The organism is Hydrogenophaga sp. SL48 (genome assembly GCF_021729865.1).
Classification (GTDB): Bacteria; Pseudomonadota; Gammaproteobacteria; order Burkholderiales; family Burkholderiaceae_C; genus Hydrogenophaga.
This window is the reverse complement of the sequence record NZ_CP063400.1, coordinates 5,280,061-5,297,663: the sequence shown is the minus strand read 5'-3', so window position 1 is coordinate 5,297,663 and position 17,603 is coordinate 5,280,061. Positions and strand designations below refer to the sequence as shown.

The 17,603-nt window shown below is 69.2% G+C and carries 13 protein-coding genes and 1 riboswitch; of the genes, 4 read left to right on the top strand and 9 right to left on the bottom strand.

Going from position 1 to position 17,603, the window contains the following annotated elements:
• Nucleotides 1-131: 131 nt before the first annotated feature.
• The 5 genes from IM738_RS25230 to ahcY form a co-directional block, all read right to left on the bottom strand.
• Nucleotides 132-1,409, bottom strand: coding sequence for an O-acetylhomoserine aminocarboxypropyltransferase/cysteine synthase family protein (locus IM738_RS25230; protein WP_236963731.1), 1,278 nt, complete (start codon nucleotides 1,407-1,409; stop codon nucleotides 132-134).
• A 52-nt stretch (nucleotides 1,410-1,461) separates the two neighbouring features.
• Entirely contained in the window at nucleotides 1,462-2,013 is a 552-nt protein-coding gene (locus IM738_RS25225) for a septal ring lytic transglycosylase RlpA family protein (protein WP_236963730.1), read from the bottom strand.
• Between the two features lie 37 nt (nucleotides 2,014-2,050).
• Nucleotides 2,051-2,881 (bottom strand): methylenetetrahydrofolate reductase [NAD(P)H], encoded by an 831-nt coding sequence (metF, locus tag IM738_RS25220; protein WP_236963729.1) that lies wholly within the window; start codon nucleotides 2,879-2,881, stop codon nucleotides 2,051-2,053.
• Between the two features lie 38 nt (nucleotides 2,882-2,919).
• Nucleotides 2,920-3,687, bottom strand: coding sequence for a TlyA family RNA methyltransferase (locus IM738_RS25215; protein WP_236963728.1), 768 nt, complete (start codon nucleotides 3,685-3,687; stop codon nucleotides 2,920-2,922).
• 150 nt (nucleotides 3,688-3,837) lie between these two features.
• Nucleotides 3,838-5,271 (bottom strand): adenosylhomocysteinase, encoded by a 1,434-nt coding sequence (gene ahcY, locus IM738_RS25210; RefSeq protein ID WP_236963727.1) that lies wholly within the window; start codon nucleotides 5,269-5,271, stop codon nucleotides 3,838-3,840.
• A 67-nt stretch (nucleotides 5,272-5,338) separates the two neighbouring features.
• Nucleotides 5,339-5,426: riboswitch (S-adenosyl-L-homocysteine riboswitch) on the bottom strand.
• Nucleotides 5,427-5,480: 54 nt separating this feature from the next.
• On the opposite strand from ahcY, the gene IM738_RS25205 reads away from it, so the two are divergent.
• The gene (locus IM738_RS25205; RefSeq protein ID WP_236963726.1) at nucleotides 5,481-6,296 is read left to right on the top strand and encodes an HAD-IIB family hydrolase; all 816 of its coding nucleotides are present in this window, start codon (nucleotides 5,481-5,483) and stop codon (nucleotides 6,294-6,296) included.
• Nucleotides 6,293-7,534 (top strand): MFS transporter, encoded by a 1,242-nt coding sequence (locus IM738_RS25200; RefSeq protein WP_236963725.1) that lies wholly within the window; start codon nucleotides 6,293-6,295, stop codon nucleotides 7,532-7,534. The genes IM738_RS25205 and IM738_RS25200 overlap by 4 nt, the downstream gene beginning before the upstream one ends.
• Here the strand turns inward: IM738_RS25200 and IM738_RS25195 are convergent, their stop codons facing one another.
• A complete protein-coding gene (locus IM738_RS25195; RefSeq protein ID WP_236963724.1) occupies nucleotides 7,535-8,611 on the bottom strand; it encodes a YeeE/YedE family protein in 1,077 nt (358 codons plus the stop codon).
• Between the two features lie 158 nt (nucleotides 8,612-8,769).
• On the opposite strand from IM738_RS25195, the gene IM738_RS25190 reads away from it, so the two are divergent.
• The gene (locus tag IM738_RS25190) at nucleotides 8,770-9,156 is read left to right on the top strand and encodes a hypothetical protein (protein ID WP_236963723.1); all 387 of its coding nucleotides are present in this window, start codon (nucleotides 8,770-8,772) and stop codon (nucleotides 9,154-9,156) included.
• Nucleotides 9,157-9,348: 192 nt separating this feature from the next.
• Here IM738_RS25190 and IM738_RS25185 read toward each other — a convergent pair whose 3' ends face one another.
• Both IM738_RS25185 and IM738_RS25180 read right to left on the bottom strand, forming a co-directional pair.
• The gene (locus tag IM738_RS25185; RefSeq protein ID WP_236963722.1) at nucleotides 9,349-10,077 is read right to left on the bottom strand and encodes a class I SAM-dependent methyltransferase; all 729 of its coding nucleotides are present in this window, start codon (nucleotides 10,075-10,077) and stop codon (nucleotides 9,349-9,351) included.
• 10 nt (nucleotides 10,078-10,087) lie between these two features.
• On the bottom strand, nucleotides 10,088-10,405 hold the full coding sequence (locus IM738_RS25180; protein WP_236963721.1) for a hypothetical protein: 318 nt from the start codon (nucleotides 10,403-10,405) through the stop codon (nucleotides 10,088-10,090).
• A gap of 127 nt (nucleotides 10,406-10,532) precedes the next feature.
• Between IM738_RS25180 and IM738_RS25175 the strand changes: the two genes are divergently transcribed.
• Nucleotides 10,533-11,435 (top strand): SMP-30/gluconolactonase/LRE family protein, encoded by a 903-nt coding sequence (locus IM738_RS25175; RefSeq protein WP_236963720.1) that lies wholly within the window; start codon nucleotides 10,533-10,535, stop codon nucleotides 11,433-11,435.
• A 35-nt stretch (nucleotides 11,436-11,470) separates the two neighbouring features.
• On the opposite strand, the gene IM738_RS25170 is transcribed toward IM738_RS25175, so the two are convergent.
• Complete coding sequence (locus tag IM738_RS25170) at nucleotides 11,471-17,539, bottom strand: excinuclease ABC subunit UvrA (protein ID WP_236963719.1); 6,069 nt, start codon at nucleotides 17,537-17,539, stop codon at nucleotides 11,471-11,473.
• Between the last annotated feature and the right edge of the window lie 64 nt (nucleotides 17,540-17,603).

Below are 17,603 nucleotides of genomic sequence, written 5' to 3'. Positions count from 1 at the left end.
CACCGCGACCAGAGCAACCCAATATGCCACGGGAATGGCGCCTGTGACTGCGCGAGATCAAGACGGGTGCGCAACGGGCGCCAGAAAAAAGACCCGCCGAAGCGGGCCTCTTCATGAACGCTGGCGGTGCTTCACACCTTCGCCAGCGCCTGCTCCAGATCGGCCATCAGGTCGTCAATGTGCTCGATGCCGATCGACAGGCGAACCATGTCGGGGCTCACGCCGGCCTTCTTCATCTCGTCGGGGTTGAGCTGGCGGTGCGTGGTGGTGGCCGGGTGGCAGGCCAGCGACTTGGCGTCGCCGATGTTGACCAGGCGGGTGAAGAGCTGCAGCGCGTCCTGGAAACGTGTGCCGGCCGCAATCGCGTCGGCCGACTTCAGGCCGAAGCTGATGATGCCGGAGGCGCGACCACCCATGTATTGCTGCACCAGCGCGTGGTCCTTGTGGCCGGGCAGGCCGGCGTAGTTGACCCAGTCCACCTTGGGGTGGTTCTGCAGGTGCGTGGCGACCTTGACCGCGTTCTCGCAGATGCGGTCCATGCGCAGCGCCAGGGTCTCGATGCCCTGCAGGATCTGGAACGCGTTCATCGGCGAGAGCGCCGCGCCCATGTTGCGCAGCGGCACCACGCGCGCACGGCCGATGTAGGCCGCCGCGCCCAGCGCTTCGGTGTAAACCACGCCGTGGTAGCTCACGTCGGGTTCGTTCAGGCGCTTGAAGCGGGCCTTGTGCTCCGCCCACGGGAATTTGCCGCTGTCGACGATGGCGCCACCGATGGTGGTGCCGTGGCCGCCGAGGTATTTGGTCAGCGAGTGCACCACGATGTCGGCGCCGTGTTCAAACGGGCGGCACAGGTAGGGGCTGGTCACGGTGTTGTCCACGATCAGCGGCACGCCGGCGGCGTGGGCCACGGCGGCCAGCGCGCCGATGTCGGTCACGTTGCCCAGCGGGTTGCCGATGGACTCGCAGTAGATCGCCTTGGTGCGCTCGTCGATCAGCGCGGCGAACGCGGCCGGGTCGCGCGGGTCGGCGAAACGCACGGTGATGCCCTGCTGCGGGAAGGTGTGGGCGAACAGGTTGTAGGTGCCGCCGTAGAGCGTGGAGGCCGAGACGATGTTGTCGCCCGACTCGGCAATGGTCTGGATCGCGGCCGTGATCGCCGCCATGCCCGAGGCCATGGCCAGCGCGCCGATGCCGCCTTCGAGTGCCGCCAGGCGCGCTTCGAGCACGCCATTGGTCGGGTTCATGATGCGGCTGTAGATGTTGCCCGCCACCTTGAGGTCGAACAGGTCGGCGCCGTGTTGCGTGTCGTCGAACGCGTAGGCCACGGTCTGGTAGATCGGCACCGCCACCGCCTTGGTGGTGGGGTCGGGGGTGTAGCCGCCGTGCACGGCGATGGTTTCGATTTTCATGTTGCGGGTCTCCTGGATGGTTGGCCGCGCCAGGGACTCCGCGCGGCCGGCGTCATTCTCTCAGCAACTCCACCGAGGTCACGCCCCGGTGGCGCACGCCCAGCGCCGTGATCGCGGCCTGGCTCAGGTCGATGATGCGCCGGTGCCGGTAAGGGCCTCGGTCATTGATGCGCACCACCACCTCCTTGCCGGTCTGCAGGCTGCGCACCCGCACCCGGGTGCCGAACGGCAGGGTCTTGTGCGCGGCGGTGAAATCGTGCATGTCGTAGCGCTCACCGCTGGCGGTGCGGCGGCCGTGAAACCGGCGCCCGTACCAGGACGCCAGCCCACGGTCGATCAGCTGATCGGGGGCCGACGGGGTGACAGCGGGCGGGGCCAGCTCGGGAGAAGGGTCCACGCTCGCAGGCGGTTCCGCCGGAGGCACTGAGACGGATGGGGACGCGGGCGGAGCAGCGGCGGGTCGGCCGCTGTCCACCGCGTCGGCGCTGCGGGCCGCACCCACCGGCGCGGGAACGGGTGCGGAGCAGCCGGCCAGCAAGGCCACCCACAGCAGCGCGGTCAGTGCGCGGCCGCAGCGGGTTCGTGATCGTGGGCGAATGGGCATGGCGGTCCTCTCAGGTGTTGTCGGCCAGCCCGGCACCTTATCCCAGCTGCAGCCGCTTCACGATCTCCAGCGTGGCCGCGCTCTGGTTCATGGTGTAGAAGTGCAAAGCGGGCGCGCCGGCGCTGCGGAGCTGGTCGCACAGGTCGGTCACCACGTCCAGACCAAAGGCCTTGATGGACGCGATGTCGTCGCCGTAGCCTTGCAGGCGAAGGCGGATCCAGCGCGGGATCTCGGCGCCGCAGGCGTCGGAGAAACGCATCAGCTGCGTGGAGCTGCCGATGGGCATGATGCCCGGCACCACCGGCACGGTGGCACCCAGCTTGTGCGCGTCGTCCACGAAGCGGAAGTAGGCGTCGCTGTTGTAGAAATACTGCGTGATGGCCGAGTCCGCGCCGGCCTGGACCTTGCTCACATAGGCCTGCAGGTCGGCCTCGGGCGACTTGGCCTGCGGGTGGATTTCCGGGTAGGCCGCCACCTCGATGTGGAAGTCGCGCCCGGTCTCTTCGCGGATGAAGGCCACCAGATCGCTGGCGTGGTGGAACTCGCCACCGATGCCGTAGCCGCTGGGCAGGTCGCCGCGCAACGCCACCAGGCGCTTCACGCCCATGGCCTTGAGCGTGGCGAGCTGCTCGCGCACGCTGGCCTTGGTGGCGCCGATGCACGAGAAGTGCGAGGCCGCGTCCACGCCCTCGGCGAGGATCGCACCCACGGTGTCGAAGGTGCCCTGCTGCGTGGAACCGCCGGCGCCGTAGGTCACCGAGCAGAACTCGGGCTTCTGCACATACAGCTGCTGGCGCACGGCGCGCAGTTTCTCGACGCCTTCGGGCGTCTTGGGCGGGAAGAATTCAAAACTCAATGGCAGCGCCATGGTGGTTCCTTGTCGAGCGCCGGGTCCGCGGGACAGCTTCACGCAGCCCGCTTCGCCCAGACGAAAAATTCGCGGTTGCCGTCACCGCCGGTGATGGCACTTTCAAAAAAATCCTGCAGTGTCAGACCGTTGTCCACACAGGCCAGCGTGATGCGCTCGCGCACCAGCACATAGCTCGCCGCGTCCTTCACCAGGCCTCCCTTGCCAATCTGGCCCGGCTGCAGTTCGAACTGCGGCTTCACCAGCATCAGCAGGTGGCCACCGTCTTTCAACAGCGGCACGATGGCCGGCCACACCAGCGTCTGCGAGATGAACGACAGGTCCCCCACGATCAGGTCGAACGGTGCGGAAGCGGCCTCGCCCCCGGTTTGCACCAGTTGCTCCGCCGTGAGTTCGCGGGCGTTGCATTTCTCGATGCAGGCCACCCGCGCATCGCTGCGCAGCTTGGGGTGCAACTGGCCCTGGCCCACGTCCACGCCCACCACCGCTGCGGCGCCGCGTTGCAGCAGGCAGTCCGTGAAACCACCGCTGCTCTGCCCCACGTCGAGGCAGCGTTGACCGGTCACGTCGAGGCCACAGTGCGTGAGTGCGCCGTCGAGCTTCAAGCCACCGCGCGACACAAAGCGGGACTCCGCCGTGTCCAGCAGCTCCAGCTCCACCGTCTCGCGCAGCTCCTCGCCGTTTTTGGTGACGGCTTTCCAGTCGCCGGGTGACACACGCCAGCGCACCCCCGCGGCGATCAGCCGTTGGGCCTGCGAACGGGATGCGGCAAGGCCGCGGTCAACGAGCAATTGATCGGCACGCATGGAGACTCAATGCAACGGGTAAAGCGACTTCGCCGGAGCGAAACGAGCGGTCCGAAGGCCGCGAGACCCCAGGGCGCCGCGGAACCGGCTCCGCCGGGCCGCCAGCGCCGCCCCCTTGGGGGGTGACGCCGAAGGCGGCGCGGGGGGTACTCAGTACCGATACGTGTCGGGCTTGTACGGGCCCTGCTTCGGCACGCCGATGTACGCGGCCTGCTCGTCGCTCAGCTCGGTCAGCATGGCGCCCACCTTCTTCAGGTGCAGGCGCGCGACCTTCTCGTCCAGGTGCTTGGGCAACACATAGACCTTGCCCACTTCGTAGAAATCGCTGTGCGTGAACAGTTCGATCTGTGCGATGGTCTGGTTGGCGAAGCTCGACGACATCACGAAGCTGGGGTGGCCGGTGCCGCAGCCCAGGTTCACCAGACGGCCCTTGGCCAGCAGGATGATGCGCTTGCCGTCCGGGAAGATCACGTGATCGACCTGGGGCTTGATCTCTTCCCACTCGTACTGTTCCAGCGTGGCGACCTGGATCTCGTTGTCAAAGTGGCCGATGTTGCAGACGATGGCCTGGTCCTTCATGGCGACCATGTGCTCGTGGCGGATCACGTCCTTGTTGCCGGTCGTGGTCACGAAGATGTCGGCCTTGTCGGCGGCGTATTCCATGGTCACGACCTTGTAACCTTCCATCGCGGCCTGCAGGGCGTTGATGGGGTCGATCTCGGTCACCCAGACCTGGGCGCTCAGGGCGCGCAGGGCCTGGGCCGAGCCCTTGCCCACGTCGCCGTAGCCGGCCACGCAGGCGACCTTGCCGGCGATCATCACGTCGGTGGCGCGCTTGATGCCGTCCACCAGGCTCTCGCGGCAGCCGTACAGGTTGTCGAACTTGCTCTTGGTCACCGAGTCGTTCACGTTGATGGCGCGGAACATCAGCGAGCCCTTGACGCTCATTTCCTTCAGGCGGTGCACGCCGGTGGTGGTCTCTTCGGTCACGCCGATGATCTGCGCGCCCTTGCGGCTGTACCAGGTCGGGTCCACGGCCAGCTTGGCCTTGATGGCGGCGAAGACGATCTGCTCTTCTTCGCTCGTGGGGTTGGCCAGCACGCTCTGGTCCTTCTCGGCCTGCTTGCCCAGGTGCATGAGCATGGTGGCGTCGCCGCCGTCGTCCAGGATCATGTTCGGGCCTTCGCCTTCGGTGCCGGCGGCGCCGAATTCAAAGATGCGGTGCGTGTAGTCCCAGTAGTCGGCCAGGCTCTCGCCCTTGATGGCGAACACCGGCGTGCCGCTGGCGGCGATGGCGGCGGCGGCGTGGTCCTGCGTGGAGAAGATGTTGCACGAGGCCCAGCGCACCTGGGCACCCAGGGCCTGCAGGGTTTCGATCAGCACGGCCGTCTGGATGGTCATGTGCAGCGAGCCGGTGACGCGCGCGCCCTTGAGCGGCTGCGCCTTGGCGAACTCTTCGCGGATCGCCATCAGGCCGGGCATTTCGGTCTCGGCGATGCGGATTTCTTTGCGGCCCCAGGCGGCCAGGCTGATGTCGGTGATGGCGCAGTCGGTGTTGACGGCGGTCGGGATGCGAGCGTTCATGGAAACTCCAGATGAGGTTGGCAAGAACCACTGGCATGAACAGGCAAAAAAAAGCCCATCACACGTCAGTGGATGAGCGTCGTTGCATGGATTTCCGAGCCTCACGCCCCACGCTGACCGGTGGTCAGGGGTGCGCTGCAACGCTCCTCGGATCGGGGGATTCTACCGCAGCCCCGGTTTTTTGACATCTGCGAAACTGCTCCCCCTTTATGCCCCACTTCCCCCTTTCCCCGTCACTGGCCGACTGGCCGCAGACCGAGCGCGCCGGCATCCACGGGGTGCTCACCGACATCGACGACACGCTCACCACCGAAGGCGCCATCACGCCCGACGCGCTGGCCGCACTGCACCGGCTGCGCGCGGTCGGCCTGCCGGTGTTCGCCATCACCGGGCGCCCGGCGGGCTGGAGCGAGGCCTTTGCACTGGCCTGGCCGGTGAACGCCATCGTCGCGGAGAACGGCGCCGTGGCCTTGTGGCGCGGGGCGGACGGCGCGCTGTGCAAGGCCTGGCTGCAGGACGAGGCCACGCGGCGCGCCAACGCAACCCAGCTGCAGGCGGTGGCGCAGCACATCCTGAGCGCGCTGCCGCACACCCGGCTGTCGCAGGACAGCCCCGGCCGCGAAACCGACATCGCCATCGACCACAGCGAGTTCACGCAACTGGACGAGGCGACCATCGCTCAGGTGGTGCGGCTGATGCAGGACGGCGGGCTGAACGCCACCGTGAGCTCGATCCACATCAACGGCTGGATCGGCGGCCACGACAAGCTGGCCGGCGCTCGCTGGATCGTGCGCGAGCGGCTCGGCCGCGACCTCGACGCCGAGCTGCGGCGCTGGGTCTATGTCGGCGACTCGACCAACGACGCCACCATGTTCGGCCACTGCCCTCACAGCGTGGGCGTGGCCAATGTGGCTCGCTTCTGGGACCGGCTCGCGCACCGGCCGCGGTATGTGACGCAGCGCGAGCGCGGCGCCGGTTTTGCCGAGGTGGCGCAGGCCGTGCTCTCGGCGCGGGAGGCCTCGTGAGCGAACACCCGCTGCCACCCGGCCACAGCGGCACCGCCCTGCCCGCGGCGCCACCGCCCCATGCCCGGCTCGGCCTCTGGGCCATCTTCGGCTCCACCTTCTTCGAGCTGGTGGGCTATTTCATGCTGCTGCCGCTGCTGCTGTTGCGGCTCAAGGGCGCCGACGTGTCCACCACCCTGGCCGGGCTGTTCGCGGCCAGCGGCTGGGTGGGGGTGTTCGTCATCACACCGTTTGCCTCGGCCATCACGCAGCGGCTGGGGCGGCGGCCCACGCTCTGGCTGGCGGCGGCGGTGCCGGTGGTGAGCACCACGGGCTTTCTGTTCACCGACTGGCTGCCGGCGTGGTTCGTGCTCGATTTCATCGCCGGCGCGGCCTCGGGCCTGCGCTGGGTGCTGGCCGAGGCGGTGGTGGCCGAGTTCGCGCCGCCGCAGCAACGCGGGCGCATGGTCGGTCTGTTCGAGACCATGGTGGGCACCACCTTCGTGATCGGCCCCGCGCTGCTGGCGTGGGTCGGCCCACAGAACCCGGTGGCGCTGTGGCTGGTGCTGGGCAGCCTGGCCATCGGGCTGGTCTGGAGCCTGCTGATCCCGCCGCTGCCCAGCGCCGCCGACGCGCACAGCGCGCGCGTGGGCCTGCACGGCGTGTGGCACGCCCTGCGCGCCCACCCGCTGATCATGACGGTGGGCTTTGTCGGCGGCTTTTTCGAGAGCGGGCTCACGTCCATCCTGCCGCTGTACGGCCTGAGCCTGGGCCTGGGGGTCACGGCGGCGACGCTGCTGGTCTCGGCCAGCGGCCTGGGCAGCGCGCTGATGATGCTGCCCGCCGGCCTGCTGGCCGATCGGATGAGCGCCCACCCGCGACGGCGTTTCGGCGACGCCCACACGGTGCGGCTTCGGCTGCTGCACGGCTGCGCCGTCATCACGCTGCTGGCCACGCTGGTGATCCCGTTCGTGGCGCAGACGCCCTGGCTGGCCGCGCCGGTGGCGTTTCTGTGGGGCGGCGCGGGTGGCTGCCTCTACACGCTGGCCATGATCGACATCGGCTCGCGCGAAGAAGGCATCACCCTGGTCAACAGCACCGCCGTGCTGGTGCTGTCGTACACGCTGGGTGGCGTGCTGGCGCCGGCCCTGGGCGCGGCCATGCTGGACTGGGCGCCGGTGCTGGGCTTTCCCGCGCTGCTGCTCGCGGTGGCCGGGCCGGGCTGGTGGCTGCTGCGCCGCGCCCACCGAGCGGGTTGATCAGGGCACGGCCGGGGCCGGCGCGGGGGCGTGCGCCCTGTCGAACAGCCGGTCGGCCAGGCCGCCGCCCACCCACATGCCGCCCAGCGTGAGCCAGGCGGTCACGGCGAAGATGGCACCGCCCGTCATGCCCGCGCCGACCGCGCAGCCGCCGGCCAGCATGGAACCGAAGCCCATGAAGATGGCCCCCACGATGTAGCGCGGCATGGTGTAGCCGCCGCCGAAACCTTCGAGCTTCCAGTCGCCCCCGACCAGCGCACCGATCAGCGAGCCGACGAACACCCCGGGCATCAGGCCCAGACCGAAGGTCCAGGGCTCACCGGGCTCGGCCAGCACGCGCATCAGCCACTCGGCCGAGGGGCCACTGAAGGTGAGCCCCTGGATCTGCACCGGTTCGAAGGAGTGGCTCATCACCTGGTAGGTGCCGGCCCAGGCCAGCGCCACCATCAGGCCCGTGCCGACGCCGCCGGCCCACTTCCAGAAGCTCCAGCCGCTGTGATGGGCAAAGAACCCGGCCACCACCAGCCACAGCGCCCCAAAGGCCAGACCGTCCATCGGGCCCACGCCCATCAGGGCCAGCAGGCTGCGCGAGGGGCCACCGTCCACCACCCACCAGCCGGCGATGGCCTCGCGCAGTGGCGCCAGCGCGCCGCCGAGCGCCGCCTGCGCCGTCACCGCAAAGACCAGGCCCGAGAGCAACGCCCGCAGGTTGCCGTTGGCCGACAGCACCAGCAAGCGGCTGGCGCAGCCGCGGGTCATGACCATGCCCACGCCGAAGATCAGCCCGCCCACCAGCGCGCCCGAGAGGCTGCCGCGGGTGGCGAGCTGGCGCGCGGTGCTCACGTCCAGCGTCCCGCTCACCACGAACAGCTGCACCACCACCACCGCCGTGGCGAACGCCAGCAGCCACACGGCCAGCTTCTCGCCGAACTTGCCGTGCCAGAACTCCACCACCGCCGCGCGCAGGCAAAAGCGCGAGCGCTGTGCAAAAAAGCCGAAACCCAGCCCCACCGCCAGCCCGCACAGCGCGAGCACCGTGGGTTCGCCCCAGCGTTCGATCCCGGTCGTCCAGTCCATGATGATTCCATTTATCTGTATATGCGCAGTTGAGCATGTTATGCCACCCAACCGCTCCAAGGGTTGACGCTGCGCAAGCCCGGACGCATCTGGCACGCGGGTTAAGCTGCTGGCCCGCTCCCACCGCAGCCGTTTTTCCACCCACAAAGGACTCCCCCATGGCCATTCCCTGGCTCGTTGCGCTCAAGGTGATCCCCTGGGGCGACGTGATCGAACACGCGCCCAAGGTGCTGAACGCCGCGCGCAAGCTGATGGAGCGTCAGCGCGCCCCCAAGAGCGTGCCCGCTGCTGGCGACAGCGTGATCCCCATGCCCTCGGCCGAACCGCCCAGCGCGGCAGCGCTGCACCAGCGCCTGCTCGCGGCACAGCAACAGATCGACAGCCAGGCCCAGGCGCAGGACCAGCTCACACAGACCCTGGCCGAACTCGCCGAGCAGAACGCCAGGCTGGTGGCCGCGGTGGAGGTGTTGCGGGTGCGCACCCGACTGCTGCTGTGGGGGATGGCGCTGCTGGCGCTCGCCTGGGTCTGGGTGATCTGGCGCTGAAGCCCAATCTGTTTTCCAGGCCGCGGGAAGCGCCACAACCTGCCCATGACGCGGTGCACCCAGGGCACCGCCGGGCCGGCTTTGCCGGACGGTGAGGCTTCTTCGGGCTGTCCAAGCCTACGCAGGCAGGCTTGGAGCCACGGCCCTCAGCCCCCGTGGGGGTAGCGCGAAGCGCTGCGGGGGGAGACCATTTCAGCGCTGGAACGGCGCCTGGTAGAGCCAGACCGGCTTGCCAGCCACCGACTCCAGCCTGGCCTTCGGCTTCCAGCCCACGGCCTCGAACTCCAGGCTCACCAGCCAGGCGCCCGGCTGCAGTTCGGCGGTCGCCTTCTCCATCGCGCGGGCCATGCTCTCGGGGCGCTGAAACAGGTACACCAGGTCATACCCTGACCAGTCGGTGGCCCAGATGTCGGCCCGGCGCACGCGGGCAAAGCGGCAGCGCAGCGCGCACAGCAGCGTGAGCGGCCAGCTCCACTCCAGGCCGTGAAGCTGGGCCATCGGGTATTCGCCGCGCAAGGCCTTCAGGCCGGCACCGAGCCCACAACCCGCGTCCACCACCTGCGCGCCCTCGGGCAGCGGCGCTTTCAGGGCCAGGCCCTTCAGCGCCAAGGTGGGTGTGGGAAACAGCGGCGCGTCGCGCCAGGTGTTGAGCGGGTACAGCGCGAGCAGCAGCGCCAGCGGCAGCAGCCAGACCCAGCCCGGCAGACCGCCCGCCGCGCCTGTGGCCAGCAGCGAGAGCGGGAAACCGCCCAGCATGAACACGCGGCGCCACGGCGTGCGCCCCGTCCAGGCCGGCAGGCCCGAGACCAGCAGCGCCAGCACGAAGGCCGCCACGGCGCCCAGCCCGCTCGCTCGCAACCCCAGGAACACGCCCCAGGCAAGTGCCCAGGTCAGCAGGGCGGGAAGGGGCCAGATCAGCATGCGGACATTGTCACCGCTGGCTCTGCAGGCTCGCGTCGCAGCCGATGCCCGCCGCGATCCAGCGCCGTGCCAGCCGGCGCAGCAGCGGCGCGGCCCAGCGCCAGCGGGCACCGAGCACGCCCGCGGTGTCGCTCAGCACGCCACAGCGGTACCGAGCCTCGGCGTCGCTCCAGCGCAGCGCGTCGCAGGCACCCGTGCGTTTGCGCGAGATCAGCTGGCCCAGCGGGCAGGGCTCGGCCAGGCAACACACGCCGCAGCCGTTGCAGGGCGCGCCCTCGGCCGGCTGGGGTGGCGCGGCCGGGTGGATGTGGATGACCTGGTGTTCCATCGGCGCAGGGTACCGCACGGGCTTCGCGGAGCGCCGCGTCGCGCAGGTGATTGGTTCTGCTTGCGGCCGGCCAGGGTCGTGCCCTAAGGTGGCGCCGTTCCCGCCCCCACAACATTCAGGAGACACCATGAGCATCCCCGCGCCTTTTTCGCCGTTCATCTCGGGTTACACCTTCTTTGAAAGCCCACGCTGGCACGACGGGCAGCTCTGGCTGTCGGACTTCTACACCCACCAGATCGTGCGGGTGGACCTGCAGGGCGAGGTGACGCCGGTGGCCGAGGTGCCCGGGCAACCCTCGGGCATGGGCTGGCTGCCCGACGGCCGCCTGCTGGTGGTGTCGATGCGCGACCGCCGGGTCCTGCGGCAGGAAGCCGACGGCCAACTCGTCACCCACGCCGACCTGTCGTCGGTGGCGGGCGGCCACGCCAACGACATGGTGGTCGATGCCCAGGGCCGCGCCTACGTCGGCAACTTCGGCTTCGACCTGATGGGCGGCGGCACGCCGCACACGGCCACGCTGGCGCGGGTTGATCCCGACGGCTCGGTGCACGAAGCGGCCACCGGGCTCTACTTCCCCAACGGCAGCATGATCACGCCCGATGGCCAGACCCTGATCGTGGGCGAGACCATGGGCAACCGCATCTCGGCCTTCGACATCCGGGCCGATGGCAGCCTGGGCCCCCGCCGCGACTGGGCCCGCTTCGGCGACCTGCCTGCGCTGACCGACATGGCCTCGGTGCTGGGCAGCCTGAAGGCCGCGCCCGACGGCGCCACACTCGACGCCGACGGCGCGGTCTGGTTCGCCGACGCCGTCGGCCACCGCGTGGTGCGCATGGCCCCCGGCGGCGAGGTGCTCGACAGCCTTTCCACCGGCGACCAGGGCGCGTTCGCCTGCACGCTGGGCGGCCCGGACGGGCGCACCCTGTTCGTCTGTGTCGCCCCGGACTTCAACGAACACGCCCGCCAGGCGGCACGCGAGGCCGCGATCTGGACCACGACGGTCAGCGTGCCGGGCGCCGGGCGCCCCTGAACGGCGGCACCACACCGCCGGGGCCCCGGAAGACCTCAGGCCACCAGCGCCACTGGAGCGCCACGGGCCAGCACGGGCCCCAACACCTTGCCGGTGTGCGTGCCCAGCCGCACCACGGCTTCCGGCGTGGTCGCCGCCACGATGCGTCCGCCACCCGAGCCGCCTTCGGGGCCGAGGTCGATGATCCAGTCGGCTTCGGCCATCACGTCCAGATCGTGCTCGATCACGATCACGCTGTGACCACCATCCACCAGGCGGTGCAGCACGCGGATGAGCTTTTCCACGTCGGCCATGTGCAGGCCCACGGTCGGCTCGTCGAGCACATACAGCGTGTGCGGCGCCTTCTGGCCGCGGCGCGTGACGTCGTCGCGCACCTTGCTGAGTTCGGTGACGAGCTTGATGCGCTGCGCCTCGCCGCCGCTGAGCGTGGGGCTGGGCTGGCCGAGCGTGAGGTACCCCAGGCCCACGTCTTTCAGCAGCTGCAGCGGGTGGCTGATGTTGGGCATGCTGGCGAAGAACCCCACCGCCTCGTCCACCTCCATCTGCAGCACGTCGCCGATGCTCTTGCCCTTCCAGCTCACGGCCAGGGTCTCGGGGTTGAAGCGCGCGCCGTGGCAGACCTCGCAGGGCACTTTCACGTCGGGCAGGAAGCTCATCTCGATGGTGCGCATGCCCTGCCCTTCGCAGCCCGGGCAGCGGCCTTCGCCGGTGTTGAAGCTGAAGCGGCCCGGGCCGTAGCCGCGCGCCTTGGCTTCCAGCGTGTCGGCAAACAGCTTGCGCACCGTGTCCCAGAAACCGATGTAGGTGGCCGGGCAGCTGCGCGGCGTTTTGCCGATGGGGGTCTGGTCGACTTCGAGCACGCGGTCCACCACCTCGGAGCCCAGCAGCTTGTCGCAGCCCACCCAGGCCGGGCGCACGCCGTCGTTGTCCCAGGCCTGACGACCGGCGAAGGTGCTGCGGGCGGACACCGCGGCGGCCGCGTTGGTGAGCAGCACGTCGCGCGCGATGGTGGATTTGCCGGAGCCGCTGACGCCGGTGATGACGACCAGGCGTTGCAGGGGGACGGCGACGTTGAGGTTCTGCAGGTTGTGCAGCTTGGCGCCGCGGACTTCGAGTGCAGGAGCCGCCGCATCCACGGCTCGCCGCGGCTGCAGCGGGTGTTTCATCGCGTGCAGCAGGTAGCGCCCGGTGACGGACTCTTCATTCGCAGACAGGTCGGCGACCGTTCCCTGCGCCACCACACGACCACCGCGTTTGCCCGCGCTGGGACCGATGTCGATGATGTGGTCGGCGCGGCGGATGGTGTCTTCGTCGTGTTCCACCACCACCAGGGTGTTGCCCATCTCGCCGAGCTTGTGCAGGGCGTTGAGCAGGATGGCGTTGTCGCGGGCGTGCAGGCCGATGGTGGGTTCGTCGAGCACGTAACACACGCCCTGCAGGTTGCTGCCGAGCTGCGCGGCCAGGCGGATGCGCTGCGCCTCGCCACCGCTGAGCGTGGGCGCGCCGCGGTCGAGCGTGAGGTAGTTCAGGCCCACCTCTTCGAGAAAGGCGAGGCGGCTTTCGATCTCGGGCAGCAGGTCGCGCGCGATGTCGGCTTCGCGGCTCGTCAGCGCGGCCACTTTCAGCAAGCCCTGCACCCAAGAGCGGACTTCATTCACCGACAGACGGGCCACGTCGGTGATCCCCACACCGCCGAACTTCACCGCACGGGCCTGCGCATTGAGACGGGTGCCTTCGCAAGCCGGGCAGGGTCGATCGGCCAGGTCTTCCACCTCGGGCTCGGCGAAACTCTGTTCGCGGCCACGTTCGTTGTCGTCGCGCACCGAATCGTCCAGCGCCTTGCGCTGCTCGCGCGAGAGCGCCAGGCCCGTGCCCACGCAGTCGGGGCACCAGCCGTGTTTGCTGTTGTACGAAAACAGGCGCGGGTCCAGCTCGGGGTAGCTGGTTGCGCAGACCGGGCAGGCGCGGTTGGTGGAGAAGACCTCCAGTTTGCCCAGGCCCACGGTGGACGTGCCGTCCACCATGGCCTGCGCCAGGCCCTGCATCTGGTGCAGCACATGCACCTGCCCTTTGCCGATCTCCAGCGCCTTGCTGAGCTGGCTGCGCAACCAGGCCTCGTTGGCCGGGTCCACCACGCCGTCGGCCACCGGCAGTTCGATGGTGTGCTCCTTGAAGCGGTCGATGCGCGGGAAACCGCTGGTGGGCAGGAACTCGCCGTCCACGCGCAGGTGCGTGTGGCCGCGAGGGCGCGCCCAGTCGGCCAGCTCGGTGTAGACGCCTTTGCGGTTGACCACCAGCGGCGCCAGCAGGCCGATGTGTTGGCCGGCGTAGCGCGTGAGGATGGCGGCGGCGATGCTCTCGGGGCTCTGCGGCATGACCGCAGCGCCGTCGTGCACGCAATGCTGTGTTCCCAGCTTCACGTAGAGCAGGCGCAGGAAGTGCCAGACCTCGGTGGTGGTGCCCACCGTGCTCTTGCGCCCGCCGCGGCTGAGCCGCTGCTCGATCGCCACCGTGGGCGGGATGCCGTAGACCGCATCCACCTCGGGCCGGCCGGCCGGCTGCACGATGCTGCGCGCGTAGGCGTTGAGCGATTCGAGGTAGCGCCGCTGGCCTTCGTTGAACAGGATGTCGAAGGCCAGCGTGGACTTGCCCGAACCGCTCACGCCGGAGATCACGTTGAACTGGCCGCGCGGGATGTCCACGCTCAGGTTCTTGAGGTTGTGCTCCTTGGCGTTGACGATGCGGATGGCGTTGCTGTGGCCCGCGGCGCGCGCGGCCGAAGCCCGCTGGCGCTGCGGCTGCTTCAGGTAGTCGACCAGCCGGCCTTCGTGCACCGCGTGCACCTCGCCCATGGACTCGGCGTAGTCGCGCAGGGCCTTGGCGGTGTGGCTGCTGGCGTGTTGCCGCACCTCTTCGGGCGCGCCCTCGGCCACCACCAGGCCACCGCCCGCACCCCCCTCGGGACCGAGGTCGATCAGCCAGTCGGCGGCGCGGATCACATCGAGGTTGTGCTCGATCACGATCAGTGAATGCCCGGCGTCCAGCAACTTGCGCAGCGAGCGCATGAGCTTGGCGATGTCGTCGAAGTGCAGGCCGGTGGTGGGTTCGTCGAACAGGAACAGCGTGCCCTTGCGCGAGATCGGCTGGCGGCTGGCGCTCGCCGTCTTGGCGGCCTCGGCGAGAAAGCCCGCGAGCTTCAGGCGCTGCGCCTCGCCGCCCGAGAGCGTGGGCACCGGCTGACCCAGTTTCACGTACTCCAGCCCCACGTCCACGATGGGCTGCAGCGCGCGGATGACTTCGCGATCGGCCGCAAACAGCGCGGCGGCCTCGCTCACGGTGAGGTCCAGCACGTCGGCCACGTTGAACCAGCGGGCACCGCGTTCAATCTTCACTTCCAGAATCTCGGGCCGGTAGCGTTTGCCGTCGCAATCCGGGCAGCGCAAATACACGTCGCTCAGGAACTGCATCTCCACGTGCTCGAAGCCGGAGCCGCCACAGGTGGGGCAACGCCCGTCGCCGCTGTTGAAGCTGAACTTGCTCGCGGTGTAGCTGCGCTGACGCGACAGCGGCGCGTCGGCAAACAGGGCGCGCACGGCGTCCCAGGCGCCCACATAGCTCACCGGGTTGGAGCGCGCGGTCTTGCCGATGGGCGACTGGTCGACGAAAACGACCTCGCTCAGGAAGTCGGCGCCGAGCAGGCGGTCGTGTGCGCCCGGCGCGTCGGTGGACTTGCCGAAGTGGCGCAGCAGCGCGGGCGCGAGCACGTCCTGGATCAGGCTCGACTTGCCCGAGCCGGACACGCCGGTGATCACCACCAGCCGCTGCAGTGGGAACTCGACACTCACGTTCTGCAGGTTGTGTTCGCGCGCGCCTTCGAGGATGAGCCTGGGCGTGCTGTCGGTCACCATGCGCTTGAAGCCCATGCCCACGGTCTTGCGCGCGCCGAGGTAGGCGCCGGTCAGCGTGTCGGCGCTGCGGATCGCTTCGGGCGTGCCGTCGAACACGATCTGTCCGCCGCGCTCGCCCGGGCCTGGGCCCATGTCGATCAGGCGGTCGGCGGCCAGCATCACGGCCGGGTCGTGCTCCACCACCACCAGCGTGTTGCCCGCGTCGCGCAGGCGCAGCATGGCGTCGTTGATGCGCGCCATGTCGCGCGGGTGCAGGCCGATGCTGGGTTCGTCGAGCACGAAGAGCGTGTTCACCAGCGAGGTGCCGAGCGCCGTGGTGAGGTTGATGCGCTGCACCTCGCCGCCGCTGAGCGTGCGGCTCTGGCGGTCCAGCGTGAGGTAACCGATGCCGACCTCACACAGGTAGCGGATGCGGGTGTTGATTTCTTCGAACAGCAGGCGCACCGCCTGCGCCTGGCCGGCCCCCGCGAGGTCCGAGCCCGCCGGGACCAGCGTCTTGTCCAGCGCCGCAAAAAACACCCGCAACTTGTCCAGCGGCAGCAGCATCAGGTCGTGCAGACACAGGCCGGGCAAAGCCTCCAGCTGCGCACGCGACCATTTCACGCCCTTCGGCAGGTAGCGTCTTTCGGGCGGCAGCACCGCGTCGGCCTGGGCCTTGGTGCCGATGCGCCAGAGCAGGCTGTCGGTCTTCAGGCGCGCGCCGCCGCAGCTCGGGCATTCGGTGTAGCTGCGGTACTTGGACAAGAGCACGCGGATGTGCATCTTGTAGGCCTTGCTCTCCAGGTACTCGAAGAAGCGCGCGATGCCGAACCAGTGCTGGTTCCACTTGCCGTTCCAGTTCGGCGAACCGGCCTTGACCCAGTGCTGCTGCTCGGGCGTGAGTTTGTTCCAGGGCGTGTCGCGCGGGATGCCCGCGCTTTCAGCGTGGCGCATCAGGTCGTCCTGCGCTTCTTTCCAGGCGGGGGTCTGGAAGATCTTGATCGCGCCGTTGCGCAAGGTGAGCTTGTCGTTCGGGATCACGAGCCCGTAGTCCACCCCGATCACGCGGCCGAAACCGCGGCAGGCCTCGCAGGCGCCCACGGCCGAGTTGAACGAGAACATCGACGGCGTCGGGTCGGTGTAGCGGATGTCGCTTTCGGGGCAATGCAGGCCGGTCGAGAACCGCCAGACGATGGAGGCCCCCACGCTCCCCGCTGCGCGTGGTTCGCTGCCCCCCGAGGGGGCTGCCCCGCCTTGGGGCGGCCCGGCGTCGGGGCGGCTCGCTCCCTCCTCGCCCAGCACATACACCATCAGCTTGCCGCTGCCGCGCTTGAGGCCGGCTTCGATGGCCTCCATCACACGCACCTGCTCGGCGGTGCCGATGCGGAAGCGGTCGGCCACCACGTCGAGCACCTTCACCGATTCGCTGGGCGCAGCACCCTTGGCCTTGGTGGTTTTGGCGGCTTTCGCCGCTTTGGCATCGGGCGCCGGCGCAGCGCGCTGGACGATCCGTTCGGCCTGCACCCGCGTGTAACCGCTGGCAGAGAGCCACTGTTCGATTTCTTCGGGTGTGGTGCTGGCGGGCAGCTCGACCGGGAAGGTCACGACCAGCCGGGGATCGGAACCATTTGCCCCCACGCTCCCCGCTGCGCGTGGTTCGCTGCCCCCCGAGGGGGCTGATTCACCTTGGGGCGGCCCGGCGGTGAATCCCACACAACGCTTCTGCAACTCGGCGTAGATCGACTCCGGCGAATCGTGCCGCACCGGCAGCGCGGTCTCGCGGTCGAACAGGTCGGCGCCGCGCGCGAACAGCAGCTTCAGGTGGTCGTTCAGCTCGGTCATCGTGCCCACCGTCGAGCGCGAGCTGCGCACCGGGTTGGTCTGGTCGATGGCGATGGCGGGCGGCACGCCGTCCACCCGATCCACCGCCGGCTTGTCCATGCGGTCGAGGAACTGGCGCGCGTAGGCGCTGAAGGTCTCCACGTAGCGGCGCTGGCCCTCGGCGAACAGCGTGTCAAACACCAGGCTGGACTTGCCCGAGCCGCTGGGCCCGGTCACCACCGTGAGCTCACCAGTGCGGATGTCGAGGTCGATGTTTTTCAGGTTGTGCTGGCGCGCGCCCCGGATGCGGATCAGCCCGGTTTCTGCGGGGGCCTGCGCGGCCTCCCCAGGCTCGGGCGAAGAAGAGGGGTTCAGGAGCGGGTGCGCATCAGACATGAAGGGGCTTCCGGTGGAGAGGCAAACATTCTAGGAGCGCCAGCCATCGGGCCGCTGCGGCGTT

Coding starts and splice junctions, on each gene's coding strand:
- IM738_RS25225 (WP_236963730.1), bottom strand. CDS start 2,013: ATGCCCATTCGCCCACGATCACGAACCCGCTGCGGCCGCGCACTGACC.
- IM738_RS25230 (WP_236963731.1), bottom strand. CDS start 1,409: ATGAAAATCGAAACCATCGCCGTGCACGGCGGCTACACCCCCGACCCC.
- IM738_RS25205 (WP_236963726.1), top strand. CDS start 5,481: ATGCCCCACTTCCCCCTTTCCCCGTCACTGGCCGACTGGCCGCAGACC.
- IM738_RS25180 (WP_236963721.1), bottom strand. CDS start 10,405: ATGGAACACCAGGTCATCCACATCCACCCGGCCGCGCCACCCCAGCCG.
- metF (WP_236963729.1), bottom strand. CDS start 2,881: ATGGCGCTGCCATTGAGTTTTGAATTCTTCCCGCCCAAGACGCCCGAA.
- ahcY (WP_236963727.1), bottom strand. CDS start 5,271: ATGAACGCTCGCATCCCGACCGCCGTCAACACCGACTGCGCCATCACC.
- IM738_RS25215 (WP_236963728.1), bottom strand. CDS start 3,687: ATGCGTGCCGATCAATTGCTCGTTGACCGCGGCCTTGCCGCATCCCGT.
- IM738_RS25175 (WP_236963720.1), top strand. CDS start 10,533: ATGAGCATCCCCGCGCCTTTTTCGCCGTTCATCTCGGGTTACACCTTC.
- IM738_RS25170 (WP_236963719.1), bottom strand. CDS start 17,539: ATGTCTGATGCGCACCCGCTCCTGAACCCCTCTTCTTCGCCCGAGCCT.
- IM738_RS25195 (WP_236963724.1), bottom strand. CDS start 8,611: ATGGACTGGACGACCGGGATCGAACGCTGGGGCGAACCCACGGTGCTC.
- IM738_RS25190 (WP_236963723.1), top strand. CDS start 8,770: ATGGCCATTCCCTGGCTCGTTGCGCTCAAGGTGATCCCCTGGGGCGAC.
- IM738_RS25185 (WP_236963722.1), bottom strand. CDS start 10,077: ATGCTGATCTGGCCCCTTCCCGCCCTGCTGACCTGGGCACTTGCCTGG.